This is a genomic window from Thioclava sp. F28-4 (assembly GCF_002020045.1).
GTDB classification, from domain to species: Bacteria; Pseudomonadota; Alphaproteobacteria; order Rhodobacterales; family Rhodobacteraceae; genus Thioclava; species Thioclava sediminum.
This window is the reverse complement of the sequence record NZ_MPZQ01000002.1, coordinates 246,404-262,002: the sequence shown is the minus strand read 5'-3', so window position 1 is coordinate 262,002 and position 15,599 is coordinate 246,404. Positions and strand designations below refer to the sequence as shown.

General features: G+C 64.9%; 18 protein-coding genes. 15 read left to right on the top strand and 3 right to left on the bottom strand.

The genetic code is table 11. From position 1 onward, the window contains the following. The first annotated feature begins 149 nt into the window (after window positions 1-149). From BMI87_RS06080 to glmM, 5 genes are all read left to right on the top strand, one after another. A complete protein-coding gene (locus tag BMI87_RS06080) occupies window positions 150-2,690 on the top strand; it encodes a putative PEP-binding protein (protein WP_078520274.1) in 2,541 nt (846 codons plus the stop codon). Window positions 2,691-2,946: 256 nt separating this feature from the next. Beyond that, complete coding sequence (locus tag BMI87_RS06075; protein WP_078520273.1) at window positions 2,947-3,627, top strand: cell wall hydrolase; 681 nt, start codon at window positions 2,947-2,949, stop codon at window positions 3,625-3,627. Window positions 3,628-3,741: 114 nt separating this feature from the next. Continuing rightward, window positions 3,742-4,662: a dihydroneopterin aldolase gene (locus BMI87_RS06070; RefSeq protein WP_078520272.1), complete on the top strand. Its 921-nt coding sequence runs from the start codon at window positions 3,742-3,744 to the stop codon at window positions 4,660-4,662. A 40-nt stretch (window positions 4,663-4,702) separates the two neighbouring features. Beyond that, window positions 4,703-5,722, top strand: a complete 1,020-nt coding sequence (gene folP / locus BMI87_RS06065) for a dihydropteroate synthase (protein ID WP_078520580.1) — start codon at window positions 4,703-4,705, stop codon at window positions 5,720-5,722. Further along, window positions 5,719-7,062 carry a phosphoglucosamine mutase gene (gene glmM / locus BMI87_RS06060; protein WP_078520271.1) on the top strand — a complete coding sequence of 448 codons (1,344 nt, stop codon included), beginning with the start codon at window positions 5,719-5,721 and terminating at the stop codon, window positions 7,060-7,062. Before folP ends, glmM begins: the two co-directional genes overlap by 4 nt. Before the next feature lie 128 nt (window positions 7,063-7,190). Here glmM and BMI87_RS06055 read toward each other — a convergent pair whose 3' ends face one another. Continuing rightward, a complete protein-coding gene (locus BMI87_RS06055; RefSeq protein ID WP_078520270.1) occupies window positions 7,191-7,583 on the bottom strand; it encodes a hypothetical protein in 393 nt (130 codons plus the stop codon). A 161-nt stretch (window positions 7,584-7,744) separates the two neighbouring features. Here BMI87_RS06055 and BMI87_RS06050 point away from each other — a divergent pair, with 161 nt between their 5' ends. Beyond that, on the top strand, window positions 7,745-8,350 hold the full coding sequence (locus BMI87_RS06050) for a hypothetical protein (protein ID WP_078520269.1): 606 nt from the start codon (window positions 7,745-7,747) through the stop codon (window positions 8,348-8,350). A 63-nt stretch (window positions 8,351-8,413) separates the two neighbouring features. On the opposite strand, the gene ilvC is transcribed toward BMI87_RS06050, so the two are convergent. Next, window positions 8,414-9,532 (bottom strand): ketol-acid reductoisomerase, encoded by a 1,119-nt coding sequence (ilvC, locus tag BMI87_RS06045; protein WP_256376232.1) that lies wholly within the window; start codon window positions 9,530-9,532, stop codon window positions 8,414-8,416. 29 nt (window positions 9,533-9,561) lie between these two features. Between ilvC and BMI87_RS06040 the strand changes: the two genes are divergently transcribed. The 7 genes from BMI87_RS06040 to ureC all read left to right on the top strand — a co-directional run bounded on the left by BMI87_RS06040 (window position 9,562) and on the right by ureC (window position 14,008). After that, window positions 9,562-10,020 (top strand): Lrp/AsnC family transcriptional regulator, encoded by a 459-nt coding sequence (locus BMI87_RS06040; RefSeq protein ID WP_078520268.1) that lies wholly within the window; start codon window positions 9,562-9,564, stop codon window positions 10,018-10,020. Beyond that, entirely contained in the window at window positions 10,017-10,478 is a 462-nt protein-coding gene (locus BMI87_RS06035; RefSeq protein WP_078520267.1) for an Lrp/AsnC family transcriptional regulator, read from the top strand. Before BMI87_RS06040 ends, BMI87_RS06035 begins: the two co-directional genes overlap by 4 nt. Before the next feature lie 138 nt (window positions 10,479-10,616). Further along, on the top strand, window positions 10,617-11,441 hold the full coding sequence (locus tag BMI87_RS06030; RefSeq protein WP_078520266.1) for an urease accessory protein UreD: 825 nt from the start codon (window positions 10,617-10,619) through the stop codon (window positions 11,439-11,441). Window positions 11,442-11,450: 9 nt separating this feature from the next. After that, window positions 11,451-11,753, top strand: coding sequence for an urease subunit gamma (locus tag BMI87_RS06025; protein WP_075776945.1), 303 nt, complete (start codon window positions 11,451-11,453; stop codon window positions 11,751-11,753). 59 nt (window positions 11,754-11,812) lie between these two features. Beyond that, window positions 11,813-11,992 (top strand): hypothetical protein, encoded by a 180-nt coding sequence (locus BMI87_RS06020; RefSeq protein WP_133051986.1) that lies wholly within the window; start codon window positions 11,813-11,815, stop codon window positions 11,990-11,992. Between the two features lie 4 nt (window positions 11,993-11,996). Then, window positions 11,997-12,302 (top strand): urease subunit beta, encoded by a 306-nt coding sequence (locus BMI87_RS06015; RefSeq protein ID WP_078520264.1) that lies wholly within the window; start codon window positions 11,997-11,999, stop codon window positions 12,300-12,302. Further along, complete coding sequence (ureC, locus tag BMI87_RS06010; RefSeq protein ID WP_078520263.1) at window positions 12,302-14,008, top strand: urease subunit alpha; 1,707 nt, start codon at window positions 12,302-12,304, stop codon at window positions 14,006-14,008. The genes BMI87_RS06015 and ureC overlap by 1 nt, the downstream gene beginning before the upstream one ends. An 8-nt stretch (window positions 14,009-14,016) precedes the next feature. On the opposite strand, the gene BMI87_RS06005 is transcribed toward ureC, so the two are convergent. Then, window positions 14,017-14,367, bottom strand: coding sequence for a hypothetical protein (locus BMI87_RS06005; protein WP_078520262.1), 351 nt, complete (start codon window positions 14,365-14,367; stop codon window positions 14,017-14,019). A 70-nt stretch (window positions 14,368-14,437) separates the two neighbouring features. Here BMI87_RS06005 and ureE point away from each other — a divergent pair, with 70 nt between their 5' ends. Next, window positions 14,438-14,968: an urease accessory protein UreE gene (ureE, locus tag BMI87_RS06000; protein WP_078520261.1), complete on the top strand. Its 531-nt coding sequence runs from the start codon at window positions 14,438-14,440 to the stop codon at window positions 14,966-14,968. After that, window positions 14,961-15,599 (top strand): urease accessory protein UreF, encoded by a 639-nt coding sequence (locus tag BMI87_RS05995; protein ID WP_078520260.1) that lies wholly within the window; start codon window positions 14,961-14,963, stop codon window positions 15,597-15,599. Before ureE ends, BMI87_RS05995 begins: the two co-directional genes overlap by 8 nt.

The window sequence follows — 15,599 nt, the reverse complement described above, 5'->3', positions numbered from 1 at the left end:
AAATATCCCCGCCGGAGGCGCCCCCACGGCGCCTCCTGTCGCAAGGCCGAAACAGGGCGGGCCAGTGACGCCACGTCTTCTGTCCGAATGTCACACTTGCGAGGGCGGGGAATCAGCCTATCCTGCGTCGAGAGAGAAGGCGCGCTGCAATGCAGAAACCCGTTGAAAACGCTGATTTTGTGACCCTTACGCCCACGGCGTCGGTCGATAAGGCGCGCCACGGCTGGCGCGCGAAATGCCTTCAACGGCTGATCCGGCTCGACCTTCCCGTCCCGAAAACCGTCGCTCTGCCCGCTGAAACCGTGCGCGCGATCGCGTCGGGACAGGTTTTCGACATGGCCGCGATCGCGGATTGCTTCGGGCCGCAGATGCTGGTCTCGGTGCGACCGAGCCCGGAAAATCCCGAATGGGGCGGGCCGGGCACGGTTCTCAATGTCGGCATGAATGACGACATGCATGCGGTGCTGTCGAACACGCATGGTAGCGAGGCCGCCGACGCGCTCTATCTGCGCTTCGTGCAGCTCTACTCGATCCATGTGGCGCGGCTCGATCCGGACATGTTCCAGCAGGAGCCCGGGCCGGGCGCGCTGGAAGCCGCGCTCGACGCCTATGAAGAGGAAACCGACGAGCGGTTCCCGCAATCGGGCGCCCAGCAGCTGGCCGAGGTGCTGCGCTCCATGGCGCGGGCCTGGGAGGGCACGACGGCGCGGCTGCTGCGGCAGGCCAAGGGCGCGCCGCCCGATGCGGTGCTGGGGCTTCTGGTGCAGGAGATGGCGCTGGGGATCGGGCCGGGCCTGTCGGGCTCGGGCACGATGCAATTCGTCGATAGCGTGACGGGTGCGCCGCAGATCACCGGGCGGTTCCGCGGCCAGAGCCAGGGCCGCACGAGCGCGGTCGAGACGCTCTATCTGACGCGCGACCCGCGCGGGGCCTCGCTCGAAGAGGCGGATGGCCGCGTCTTCGACACGTTGAAGGATTTCGGCGCGCGCTGCCGGGTGAAGCTGCGCGAAGAGATGCAGATCGAGTTCACCATCGAGAGCGGCAAGGTCCATGTGATCGACGCGGTGCGGGTGCCGCGCTCGTCGCGGGCTGCCGTGCGCATCGCGGTGGCGCTGGCCAATGACGATGTTATCTCTCGCGAGGATGCGCTGCTCCGCGTCGAGCCGCGCGCGATCACCGAGCTTCTGCACTATCAGGTCGATCCGCGTGCGCCGCGCGACGTGCTGGCACGCGGGATCGCGGCCTCGCCGGGCGCGGCAACCGGCAAGATCGTGTTCTCGGCCGCCGCCGCGCAGGCCTCTGCCGCGCGCGACGAGCCCTGTATCCTCGTGCGCCGCGAAACCTCTCCCGAGGATATCCGCGGGATGCATGCAGCCGTCGCCGTGCTGACCGAACGTGGGGGGATGACGTCCCACGCGGCGGTGATCGCGCGCGGTCTGGGCCTGCCCTGCATCGTCGGCGCCGAGATCGAGATCAACAGCCGCGAGCGCCAGTTCCGCGGCCCCAAGGGGCGGCTCTTCCGCGAGGGCGATACGATCACGCTCGACGGGACCAATGGCGAGGTGCTGGTGGGGACGGCGGAGATGCTCGCGCCCGCGCTGGATGACGGGTTCCGCACGCTTCTGAGCTGGGCCGATCTGGTGCGCGATATCGGCATCCGCGCCAATGCCGACACGCCGGAGGATGCGCGCACCGCGCTGATGTTCGAGGCCGACGGGATCGGGTTGTGCCGGACCGAGCATATGTTCTTCGACGAAGACCGCCTGACGGTGATGCGCGAGATGATCTTCGCCGACGGGCCGGAAGATCGCCGCGCCGCCCTAGACCGGTTGCTGCCGATGCAGCGCGATGATTTCGGGGCTCTGTTCGAGCTGATGAAGGGCGAGCCGGTCTGCATCCGTCTCTTCGACCCGCCGCTGCACGAATTCCTGCCGCATGACCGCGAGGGGATGCGCGAGTTGGCCGAGGCGCTGGACCGTCCGCTGTCCGAGGTCACGCGCCGGGTGGAGGCCCTGTCCGAGTTCAACCCGATGCTCGGGATGCGCGGCGTGCGTTTGGGCGTGACCGTGCCCGAGATCTACGACATGCAGGCCCGCGCGATTTTCGAGGCCACCGTGGAGGCGCTCCGCCGGGGCGCCGAGGTGGTGCCGGAGATCATGATCCCGCTCGTTTCCGCCTCGCGCGAGGTGGAGATCGTGAAAACCCGGGTCGATGCGGTCGCCGCCGCCGTGCGCACCGAGACCAAGGAAGATTTCACCTACCGCCTCGGCGTGATGGTGGAGACGCCCCGTGCGGCCCTGCGCGCCGGTGAGATCGCCGAACACGCGGCCTTCCTGTCCTTCGGGACCAATGACCTTACTCAGATGACCTACGGGCTCTCCCGCGACGATGCGGGGCGCTTCATGTCGACCTATGTGAACCAGCAGGTCTATAGCGAAGACCCGTTCCATATCCTCGACGTCGAAGGGGTAGGGGAGTTGCTGCTGATCGGGGCCGCGCGCGGACGCTCCGCCCGGCCCGATGTCACGATCTCGGTCTGCGGCGAACATGGCGGAAATCCCGAATCAATCGCCTTCTGCCGGGCGGCGGGATTCGATTATGTCTCCTGTTCGCCTTTCCGGGTGCCGGTCGCTCGTCTCGCCGCTGCCCATTTCGCACTCCTTGCGCCGCGCGGTCGATCTTTTCCCTAGAGGTAAGGTCACAGAAGCGAAAATTTGGCCGTTTTTCTCAAATACCATTGGCAAATCTTTGCGCGTCGCGATATGCGATTCGATAGGGACATCGCACGCAAATCACCGTGCATTTTGGCAAGAATCCGCCGTGACTCCGTAGGGGGTCGCGCATTTTTTCGTGAAAACCTAGACATGGATAGCTCGCTCGGGTAAGCGATGCGCCGTCGCGGCTCAATGGGGGGTGCGCGGCGATTGACCTTATCGGAAGAAAACCATGTCACTGCTGAAAAGCTGGACGGGGGGTGCTGCCATCCTCCTCGCCCTCGCCGGAGGCTTGCGTGCCGAAGTCACGGTAAGCCAGTCGAACGACCCCACTGAGGTCGCCGAACAAGGACTGATGTCGGTCCTGTGGACGGAGCGCTCCGCGATGAGCGCGATCGACAAACGACGCGTCACCGCGCTCACCATGGCGCCGGAACGCTCGAAAAAACATGCGACTCTGCCGGAAGTCCTTTCGGCCAAGTGGCTGTCCGCGCAACCCGCTGCCAAGGGTGGCGAGCAGTTCCAATGCCTCTCGCAGGCGCTTTACTTCGAAGCGCGTGGCGAAGGTGTGAAGGGCCAGCAGGCCGTCGCCGAGGTCATCCTGAACCGTGTCGACGATCCGCGCTTCCCCGGTTCGATCTGCGGCGTTGTCCATCAGGGCAATTCGCGCGCCTGCCAGTTCAGCTGGTATTGCGACGGTCGCTCCGACACCGTCCGCAACAAGGGCGCCTACGCCGAAGTCGCGAAAGTCGCCCGGGCGATGATCGATGGCGCGCCGCGCTCGCTGACCGATGGGGCGACCTACTTCCACACGCGCGCCGTGCGCCCGAGCTGGTCGCGCCGCTTCGCGAAAACCGCGTCGATCGGCCATCACATCTTCTACGCCAACCCGGTGCGCACCGCCTCGAACTGAGGCCGCGCTTTCAGGGGCCCGCGTCGCGGGCGGGCGATGAAATGACGGTTGAGGGTGGGCTTCGGTCCGCCCTTTTTCTATGTTCGACATGACTGAAAAATTCCCGAGGCGCGCATGAGTTCCGATATTTCCCTCGCCTTTTCGCATCCCGAAGCGCGGGCGGCGGCCTCTGCGCCGACCGACCCCCGGGATCGCATCTCGCTGCGCGACCATGTGGTGGAGGCCGATATCGGCGCCTTCCAGCAGGAGCGTGGCCATACGCAGCGCCTGCAATTCAACGTGGTGGTGGAGGTGCGGCCCACGCCGGAGCCGCTCGAGGACGACGTGGATCGCATCCTCTCCTATGACCGGATCACCGAGGCGATCGCGGCGGAATTGGCCGAGGAACGGGTGAACCTGCTGGAGACGCTCGCGGCCGGTGTAGCAGAGCGTATCCTCGCCAGCCCGCAGGCGATGCGCGTCTTCGTGCGGATCGAGAAGCTCGACCGCGGCCCCGGCGCGCTCGGCGTCGAGATCGTGCGCTCCCGTGCCTCCGTCCCGGTGAAAAGCGTCGATGAGAGCGGGGTGGAGGAAAGCTTGCACCCGGTCGTCGCCTATCTGTCGAACGCGGCCATCGACGCGCCGGACCTTTCGGCGCGGCTCGACGTGCTGCAGGAAACGGGCCATCCGGTGATCCTTGCCGTGGGGCTGCCCGACGGCGCCGTGCCCGAAAGCGGGCAGGGGCCCACGCAGCGCCGCATTGACCTTCTCGCGATCGAGCAGAACGCATGGCGGCTCGCGGCCCGCGATCCGCGCTGCGTTGTGGTGGCGACCCGCACCGAGATCGACTGGGCGATGCGCCATGGCCAGATGGTCGTCTGGGCGCCCTCCAAGATCGTGCTGGACGCGACCGACGGCCCGAAAAGCCCCGCGCGCGACGCAATGGCCTTGGCGCTGTGGCTGGCCGAGCAGATGGCCGCGACCCGGCTGGAAGTTCACGGGACTGTTTCAGCCCCGGCAGGAAGCCGCGTGCCGGTCGAGACGCGCCCGCTCTGAACGGCTTGAACTCTCGGGCGCAATCGGGTGAATGGTGCGCATGGAGAAGCTCTATTATCGACCCGTCGCCCGAACCGACTCCGCCCGTCCCGACACGGCCCTGACCCTCGCCGGGGGCTGGTGCTGGTTCGATGAGGTGGAGATTCTGCGCCGCGATGGCGAGCCCGAGATCATCCCCGCGGCTCATCTGCCCGAAGAGGTGATGGAGCGGCTCTGCACCCCGCGCACGCCGGTCGCCGGGATCACGCTCGATGCGCCGCGGATCATGGGCATCCTGAACGTCACACCCGACAGCTTCTCCGATGGCGGGCGCTTCGACGTCGAGGACGCCGCGATCGAGCGCGCGGTCGCGCTGCGCAAGATGGGCGCCGACATTCTCGATATCGGCGGCGAGTCGACCCGTCCCGGCGCTACGGAAGTCGAGGAAGACGAAGAGATCGCCCGCACCGCCCCCGTGATTGCCGCGCTGCGCGATGCCGATTTCGACGCGCCGATCTCCATCGACACCCGCAAGTCGCTAGTCGCGGATCAGGCGCTGGAGGCGGGGGCCGCGATGCTCAACGATGTCTCCGCGATGGAATTCGATCCGGCCATGGTCGAGGTGGCGCAGGTCTCCGGCGCGCCGATCTGCCTGATGCATGCGCAGGGCCTGCCCGAGACGATGCAGGACGATCCGCGCTACACGGATGTGCTGCTCGACGTCTACGACTATCTCGAAGACCGCATCGCGCTCGCCGAGGATTACGGCATTGCGCGCGAGGCGATCATCGCCGATCCCGGTATCGGCTTCGGCAAGACCGCGCAGCACAATCTCGCCCTGATCCGCGGTCTCAGCCTGTTTCACGGGCTGGGCTGCCCGGTCCTGCTCGGGGTGTCGCGCAAACGCTTCATCGGGGCCGTGGGCGGTGCCGAGGAGGCCGATAGCCGCGCCCCCGGTACTTTGGCCGTGACGCTCGCCGGGCTCGATCAGGGCATTCAAATTCACCGCGTCCACGATGTGGCCGAGATCGCCCAAGGCATCCGGCTCTGGGACGCGATCAAAAGAGGTTTTGAGGAATGAGCAGGAAGCTTTTTGGCACCGATGGTGTCCGCGGCGAGGCCAATTCCGGCAACATGACCGCCGAGATGGCGCTGAAACTGGGCGCCGCTGCGGGCCGCTATTTCCGGCAAGACGACTCGCGCGGCCACCGCGTGGTGATCGGCAAGGACACGCGGCTCTCGGGCTACATGTTCGAGAATGCGCTGACGGCGGGGCTGACTTCGACCGGGATGAACGTGCTGCTGCTCGGCCCGGTGCCGACGCCTGCCGTGGGCTACCTGACCCGTTCGATGCGCGCGGATATGGGGATCATGATTTCTGCCAGCCACAATCCGGCCAAGGATAACGGGATCAAGTTCTTCGGTCCCGACGGGTTCAAGCTCAGCGACGAGGCTGAGACCGAGATCGAGGCGATGCTCGATGCCGAGATCCGGCTCGCGCGGCCCGAGAATATTGGTCGCGCGAAGCGGATCGACGACGGTCTGGGGCGCTATGTCGAATATGCCAAGACCACCTTCCCGAAGCTGCGCAAGCCCGACCTGAAAGTGGTCGTCGATTGCGCCAATGGGGCGGCCTATCGTGCGGCGCCGGCGGTTCTGTGGGAGCTTGGCTGCGAAGTGATCCCGGTCGGCGTCTCGCCCGACGGGCGCAACATCAACGATGGCTGCGGCTCGACCCATGTCAGCACCTGCGCCGAGGCCGTGGTGGCGCATGGCGCCGATCTCGGGATCTCGCTCGACGGTGACGCGGACCGGGTGATGATCATCGACGAGACCGGCCATGTCGCCGATGGCGATCAGATCATGGCGCTGTTTGCGAAACGCTGGGCTGAATCCGGTCAGCTTTCGGGCGGTGCACTCGTGGCGACCGTGATGTCCAACCTTGGTCTGGAGCGTTTCCTCGAGGCCGAGGGGCTGCGGCTCGAGCGCACCAAGGTCGGCGACCGTTACGTGGTCGAGCGGATGCGCGAAGGCGGCTTCAACCTGGGCGGCGAGCAATCGGGCCATATCGTCATGACCGACTACGCCACGACCGGCGACGGCCTGATGGCGGGGCTGCAATTCCTCGCCGCGATGGTCGAGACCGGGCTGCGCGCCTCCGACCTCGTGCGGCAATTCGAGACCGTGCCGCAAATGTTGAAAAACGTAAGGTATCAGGCGGGGCAGGAGCCTTTGAGCGCCGATAAAGTTGCAAAAGCGATATTGGACGCGGAGACCCGTCTGAACGGTCAGGGCCGTCTTTTGATCCGCAAATCCGGCACCGAGCCGCTGATCCGCGTGATGGCGGAATGCGAGGACGAGGGGCTGCTGGAAGCGACCGTCGACAGCATCGTCGCCGCCGTCGAGGCCGAAACCGCGTAAGGGGCTTTGCCCCCATCGCCGTAGGGCGACAATCAACGGAGAATGAAGGGGCTCTGCCCCCGGCCTGCGGCCGTCCCCGGGATATTTTGAAAGAGCGAAGTAGAGGGGGCGTCGCGCCCCCTCTTTTCTTACCCGCCGAAGAGGCCCAGCCCCAGCCAGATCAGGGCGACCGCTTCGAACACGGTCCAGAGCACGCCGACCCAGCGCCAGAATGTCGGGCCGGCCTCCGCGCGCCAGACCGAGCGGGTCAAACCGATCAACACAGCGATCCGGTAGATCCCCGCGGCCACAGCGAAGCTTCCGAAGAACGCGCCAAGATGGCCCGGCGAGATCAGCGCGGTGAACAGCGCCAGGATCACGATCAGCGGCACCACCACCAGCGCGGGTCCGTAATTCCCGGCCCAGAACGTATCTCCCGGTGCGAGCCGCCCGGCGAAGAGATCGCCGAACCATCTCGGGGTGAAGAATTTTGCGCGCTCCTCGAAGATCGCTTCGAGTTCCTCGTGGTCGGGTTCGGCCATCTGCTTCCCTTTCAATTCGCGGAACTGTGACAAGAAACCCGTAGCCCCGCAAGGCGACGCGCTGCCGCGGTCAGCGTCTGGAGTGACCAAAACGTGACTGAACTTCAAGGCCTTCCGCCGCTTTGGAGCAATGGAGGGGCGATATTTACCGGAGGTGCGTCATGGACCAATCATCCATTTTTCCCACATCAGATTTCTGGCCGCTCGCGATCGGCTTCCTATCGCTCTCGATCAACTATTTCGTCCAGGGCGGCGCGGCCGTCGCGAACGGCCCGAGCTGGTCCGGCGACCCGCTGGCGCAGGAGCGAACCTTGGGGCTTTGGGGCATCTTTCTCGGCGGGTTCGGCCAACTTTTGACCGGCATCTACCTGATGATCGGCCTGACTTGGTTCCCGGTCTTCGCCAATGCCGCGCCGCTCTACATGACGGCTGTCGCCTTCTCGCTCTACGGCATCCACTGGTTCGTCATCGGCCTGCGTCGCTACACCCATTCCGATCCCGGGCCCGAGGCGTGGATGGCGATCCCGCTGTTCGGGTTGAGCGCGATGGGCACGATCTCGTTCTGGGGCAATGGCGACATTCCCGCTGCGATCCTCTTCATCGGCCTGATGCTGATTTATCTCGCCGAATTCGGCGCGCGTTGGACCAATAGCGAGACGGCGGAAAAGGCGGGCGGCGTGTTCCAGCTGCTGACCGGCGTGTGGCTCTTCTACCTCGCCTGGGGCGTGACGATGAACATGGCCAACGGCGCCAGCTACTGGGTGTAACCCCCGCAAAAAAGAACCCCCGGCGCATAGGCCGGGGGTCCTATCTCGTCGCTGTCGTGCAGATCAGTTGCGCGACTTGTCGACCATCTTGCCCTTGGAGATCCAGGGCATCATGGCGCGCAGCTTCTCGCCGACTTGCTCGATTTCGTGCTCGTCGTTGATGCGACGGGTCGCCTTGAAGAAGGGCTGGCCGACCGCGTTTTCCTGCATGAAATCACGCACGAATTTGCCGGTCTGGATGTCGGTCAGGACGTCCTTCATGCGCTTCTTGGTTTCCTCGTAGGGGAGGATGCGCGGACCCGAGACATACTCGCCATATTCGGCGGTGTTCGAGATCGAGTAGTTCATGTTCGCGATGCCGCCTTCATAGATCAGGTCGACGATCAGCTTCACTTCGTGGAGGCACTCGAAATAGGCCATTTCCGGCTCGTAACCGGCTTCCACGAGGGTCTCGAAGCCCATGCGGATCAGCTCGACGAGGCCGCCGCAGAGAACCGCTTGCTCGCCGAACAGGTCGGTTTCGCATTCCTGACGGAAGTTGGTCTCGATGATGCCCGAGCGGCCGCCACCGATGGCCGAGCAGTAGCTCAGCGCGATGTCCTGCGCCTTGCCGGTCGCGTCGTTTTCGACCGCGAAGAGGCAGGGCACGCCGCCGCCCTTGGTGTATTCGCCACGCACGGTGTGACCCGGGCCTTTCGGCGCCATCATGATCACGTCGATGCCGGGCTTCGGCTCGATCAGGCCGAAATGCACGTTCAGGCCGTGGGCGAACGCGATCGCCGAGCCGTCTTTCAGGTTGTCATGGACGTACTTCTTGTAGGTCTCGGCCTGAAGTTCGTCGGGCATGGTGAACATGATCACGTCACACCAGGCAGCCGCTTCCGCGATACCCATCACCTGCAGGCCTTCGGCTTCGGCTTTCGCTTTCGAGGGCGAGCCGTCGCGCAGCGCAACGGCCACGTTCTTCGCACCCGAGTCGCGCAGGTTCAGCGCGTGGGCGTGGCCCTGCGAGCCATAGCCGAGAATGGCGACTTTCTTGTCCTTGATCAGGTTCACATCGCAATCGCGATCATAATAGACGCGCATGGCGTTCCTCCTTTTTGTCTGAGGGTGAGAATAGGAGGTTCTGCGGAAATATGCGTTCAGAAGTTGAGCGTATCTGCTAAAGGGGATAAAAGTCATTCGCGTTCTTGGATAAATTCGGAAAAATCATGCAGATTGACGATACGGACCGACGGATATTGCGTCAGATGATGGCGGAGCCGGGTCTCCCCTCGGCCGAGTTGGCCGAGCGCGCGGGCGTCACGCCCGCGACCTGTTGGCGCCGGATCGAGAAGCTGCGCGAAGGCGGGGTGATCCGCGGGGAAGAGGCGCTGATCGACTGGCACGCGCTCGGCTGGGCGGTCGAGGTGTCCCTGCGCTTCACCTTGGATAAGACCAACCCGCGCGCTTTCGACGAATTCACCGCCGCCGCGCGTGAGGTTCCGGAAGTGATTGAAATCCAAAGCTTCCTCGGCTCCACAGATATGCGCCTGCAGGTCATCGCCCGCGACATGGCGCACTATCAGGAGATCTACCGCAACCGCATTCTGACCCTGCCGCATATCGCCGAACTCGACGCCCTGATGCTGATCTCGACGATCAAATCCAGTGCGGAGCTGCCGATATGAGCCTCGATCTCGACGATTTCGACCGCCAGCTGCTGCGGGCGCTGAGCCGCGATTCCACGCAGAGCGCGGGCGCGTTGGGGCGCAAGCTCGGGCTCTCTCAGCCCGCGACATGGCGCCGAATCCGCCGGATGCAGGAGGCGGGCGTGATCGCGGGGCGCCGCGTGATCGTCGATCCCGAGGCGCTCGGTTTCGGCGTGACGGTGTTTCTGGGCGTGAAGCTCGCCGCGAAAGGTCGCGTCAGCCTTGAGGATTTCGAACGCGCAGTGACCGCGATCCCGGAGGTGCAGCTCGTGCAGCACGTCCTCGGGCTCTTCGATTACCGGCTGCGCGTCACTGCGCGCGATCTGCCCGATTTCGAACGGGTTTTGCGGCGTCGGATCATGACCTTGCCCGGTGTCGGGCAGGTCGAGGCGAATGTGCTGCTCAACGAAGAACGTCGTCCCGGCCCCTTGGGGTGATTCATTCCAGTTGAAAAATTGGGCAAACTGCGCGTGAAATGGGCGCGGCTGCCGTTGTGCTTTGGTCAAAGCCAAATCTGCGCGAGCAAGGCATGGACCGCTCCGTTGGTGCGGTTTTGGATCGGGAGGGAGGGACCCATGTTCGACGCGAAAATTCAGACCAAAGCTGCGGTAGAGATGCAGCGTTCGCGCGGCGTGGCGCGGGCCGCTTTCTCCGGTGCACGGCTGACCGGCCTCCATCAAAGCGGGTCCGCAAAAGCCATTCTGCCGCGCGTTCCGGGCGCGGCAGAAGTGGTTTTCCTGAATACTTCCGGTGGCTTGGCCTCTGGGGACCGGCTTTCCTACAAGACCGATCTGAAAGATGGCGCGAAGCTCGTTGCGACGACCCAAGCCGCTGAGCGCGCCTATCGCGCGGATGGTGGTCAGGCGCAGGTCGAGGTGCATCACAATGTCGGTGCCGGGTGTCATCTCGATTGGCTGCCGCAGGAGACGATCCTGTTCGATCGCGCGAAACTTGCGCGCGACACGACGATTTCGCTGGCCGCCGATGCGTCCTGCTTGATGCTCGAGGCGGTGGTTCTGGGCCGGATCGCTATGGGCGAGCGGGTGCAGGACTTGCAGTTTTTCGACATGCGCCGGATCGATCGCGCCGGAAAGCCTGTGTTTTTCGAGCCCTTCTTGCTGAATTCGAACATTTTGGCCAAGGGCGCACGCAGTGCGGTTCTGGGCGAGGCGCGCGCTTTCGCGACGCTCGTCCTGTGCCAGCAAGGTGCGGAAGACGCGGTGGAGCCCCTGCGCGCGGTGCTCGACGAGCCGGGCGTCGAAGGGGCGGCTTCGGGGTTCGACGGGAAATGCGTCATCCGCCTTCTCGCGCGGGACGGTTGGCCGATGCGGCGACAAATTCTACGACTTTTCAATACATTGCGACGCGGTGAAGCGGCGCCGCGCGTGTGGCAGATCTGAGGGAATACGATGAACCTGACACCGAGGGAAAAGGACAAGCTGCTGATCAGCGTTGCTGCGATGGTTGCGCGCAACCGGCTGGAACGCGGCGTGAAGCTCAATCACCCGGAAGCCATTGCAATCATTTCGGATTTCGTCGTCGAGGGGGCCCGCGAAGGGCGCTCCGTCGCCGATCTGATGGAGGCGGGGGCAGGGGTGATCTCGGCCGATCAATGCATGGAGGGCATCCCCGAGATGATCCATTCCATCCAGGTCGAAGCGACCTTCCCGGACGGAACCAAGCTCGTCACCGTCCACCATCCGATCCGCTGAGATAAGTTCAGCTTATACAGACCGATCCGAAATAAATTTTTCTAATGAAAGGCCGTCCGATGAAACTTCTAGCTGCTCTCGCCGTCCTCGCGCCCACTGCCGCGCTGGCCCATCCCGGCCACAGCGCGGGGAGCACATGGTTCTTCCACGACGGTCCGCTGATCGGGCTGCTTGCGCTCGCAGCGGTCGCCTATGTCGGGCCGGAACTGGCGCGCGCGCTGCGTCGCAACAAGGAGTGAGCCGATGATCCCCGGAGAAATCCTGCCCGCGGCGGGCGAGATCACGCTGAATGAGGGCTGCGAGGCGATCACGCTGATGGTCGCCAATACCGGCGACCGCCCGGTGCAGGTCGGCTCGCATTACCATTTCGCGGAGACCAATCCGGGGTTGGAGTTCGACCGGGACGCCGCGCGCGGCTACCGTCTGGACATCGCGGCCGGAACGGCGGTGCGGTTCGAGCCGGGCCAGAGCCGCGAAGTGCGGCTGGTGCCCTATCGCGGCTCGCGTGAAGTCTATGGATTCAATCAGAAAGTTATGGGGGCGCTCTGATGCCGGCCACGATCTCGCGTAGCACCTATGCCGATATGTTCGGTCCCACCACCGGCGACCGGGTGCGGCTCGCCGATACCGATCTGATCATCGAGGTCGAGCGCGACCTGACCACCTATGGCGAGGAGGTCAAGTTCGGCGGCGGCAAGGTGATCCGCGACGGCATGGGGCAGAGCCAGATCTCCCGCGCGGGCGGCGCGGTCGATACGGTCCTCACCAATGCGCTGATCGTGGACCATTCGGGGATCTACAAGGCGGATGTCGGCCTGAAGGGCGGTCAGATCGTGGCGATCGGCAAGGCGGGCAATCCCGACACGCAGCCGAATGTCGACATCATCATCGGGCCGGGGACAGAAATCATTGCCGCGGAAGGGAAAATCCTGACCGCTGGCGGGTTCGATGCGCATATTCACTTCATCTGCCCGCAGCAGATCGAGGATGCGCTGGCCTCGGGGATGACGACGATGCTGGGCGGCGGCACGGGCCCCGCGCATGGCACGCTCGCCACGACCTGCACGCCGGGGCCGTGGCATATCGCGCGGATGCTGCAGAGCTTCGACGCGCTGCCGGTCAACCTCGCGCTGTCGGGCAAGGGCAATGCTTCGCGCCCCGAGGCGCTGGTCGAGATGGTCGAGGGCGGCGCCTGCGCGCTGAAACTGCACGAGGATTGGGGCACGACGCCGGGCGCGATCGATTGCTGCCTGTCGGTGGCCGACGACATGGATGTGCAGGTGATGATCCACACCGACACGCTCAACGAGAGCGGCTTCGTCGAGAATACGCTCGCCGCGATCAAGGGACGTACGATCCACGCCTTCCACACCGAAGGCGCGGGGGGCGGCCACGCGCCGGACATCCTGAAGGTGGTGAGTGCGCCGAATGTGATCCCGTCTTCGACCAACCCGACGCGGCCCTATACCGGCAACACGATCGAAGAGCATCTCGATATGCTGATGGTGTGCCATCACCTCGACAATAAGGTGCCCGAGGATGTGGCCTTCGCCGAAAGCCGCATCCGGAAAGAGACGATTGCGGCCGAGGATATCCTGCATGACATGGGCGCGATGTCGATCATCAGCTCGGACAGTCAGGCGATGGGGCGCGTGGGCGAGGTGATCATTCGCTGCTGGCAGACGGCGGACAAGATGCGCAAACAGCGCGGGCGGTTGCCGGAAGAGCAGGGCGACAATGACAATGTGCGGGTGAAGCGGTTCATCGCGAAATACACGATCAACCCAGCGATTACCCACGGGATGAGCCAGCATATCGGCTCGATCGAAGTGGGGAAGCGTGCCGATCTGGTGCTGTGGAACCCGGCCTTCTTCGGCGCGAAGCCCGAAATGGTGCTGATCGGGGGCTCGATTGTCTCGGCGCAGATGGGCGATCCGAACGGCTCGATCCCGGCACAGCCTTTCTATACGCGCAATATGTTCGGGGCGCTGGGTGGCGCGCGGCACGCGAGTTCCGTCACCTTCGTCAGTCAGGCGGCGCAGGCCAACGGGCTGGCGGCGAGCCTTGGTCTGCAAAAGCAGACGCTTGCCGTCGAGGGTACGCGCGGCATCGGCAAGGCGCAGATGATCCACAATGCGGCGACGCCCGAGATCGACGTGCATCCCGAGACCTATGAGGTGCGCGCGGATGGCGAATTGCTGACCTGCGCGCCCGCGGAGGTTCTGCCGCTGGCACAGCGTTACTTCCTCTTCTGAGGATGGCGTCAACCGCCGGATACGAGGCGCAGCCCCACGTTGACGGGTCTGTCCCGAACGAGTTCGGGCAGGCGGTTCCGCGTCGGATCATGCGGTCGGGTCTGCAGCGTGCGGGTCACTTTCTCGCGCTGAAAGGCCGGGTCGGAGCGGATTTCGGGCGGCAGCAGGCGCGGCTCCAGCACCTGGCGGCGGCTGGTGACGATCTCCACCTTCGTCCAGCGGCCGAGACAGGGCATGTCTGGCTGGGTAAGATAGGCCTCGCGCAGCTCTGCCTCGCGGCGTTTGAGTTGTGCGATCTGCGCGCGGATCTGGGCCAGCTCGTCCGCGGGAGTGCGCGGTTCGAAGCAATGGTGGAACATTGAAAGACTCCTTTGCTGCGGAGCAGTCTGCGGTCGGAGGTTTGAGAAAGCGTTAAGGGGAGCCGAGAGAATGAGCGATTATCCGAAGGCCGAAAAAGTAGCGCCGAAAGGTGCCTGGCAGGCGGCGGTCGACTATGTGGCGCTGGATTACGAGGGGCGTTTCCTGCGCCGCAAGCGGCTGGTTGCGGGCGCGGGCGCGGGATTTCTCGTGGATCTGCCGGAGGTGACGAACCTCACGGGCGGCGAGGCCTTCGTGCTGGAGGACGGTCGCTTCATCGAGGTGCGCCCGGCGCTGGAGCCGGTGCTGGTAGTGACGGGCGATCTGACGCGGCTGGCCTGGCATATCGGCAACCGTCACACGCCCTGCCAGATCGAGGCGGAGCGGCTGGTGATCCGCGCCGATCATGTGCTGGAAGCGATGCTGAAGCAGTTGGGCGCGGAGGTGTCGCCCGCGGTCGAGACCTTCCAACCCGAGGGCGGCGCCTATGGGATGGGGCGCACGATGGGGCATGAGCACGGGCATTCGCATGGTCATGGGCATTCCCATTCGCATGACCACGACCATTCGCACAGCCACGACCATCATCACGACCATGCCTGATCCGACCGCCTCCCTCTCGCTGATGCAATGGCTCTCCCCGGCCTTTCCGACCGGGGCGTTCGCCTATTCGCATGGGCTGGAGCAGGCGGTTGCGGCGGGCGAGATCAGGGATGCGGCGGGGTTCGCCATTTGGCTTGGGGACGTGCTGGAGCATGGCGCGGGCTGGTCCGATGCGGTGCTGCTGGCCTGCGGGCTGCGCGGCGGCGATCTCGACGAGCTGGACGCGCTGGGGCGCGCGATGGCGGGTTCGGCGGAGCGGCTGCGCGAGACGGCAGAGCAGGGGGCGGCCTTCACGCTGGCGCAGGCGGGGTTGCGGGGCGTCGAGCTGCCGCCGCGGATCTTGCCGGTCGCACTGGCCGAGGCGGCGCGCGATCTGGACATGCCGGCCGCGCAGGTGATTTCCCTCTTCCAGCATTCTTTCGCGTCGAACCTCGTCTCTGCGGCGATCCGGCTTGTCCCTTTGGGGCAAATCGCGGGACAAACGGTTCTGAGCGGCCTGCACGGAAAAATCGCCGAGATCGCGGCACGCGCGGCGCAGGCGGAACTGACTGACCTGAGCTTCAGCGCCTTTCGCGCCGAGGTTTCGGCCATGAAACACGAGACGCTCGATGTGCGTCTCTTCAAGACTTGA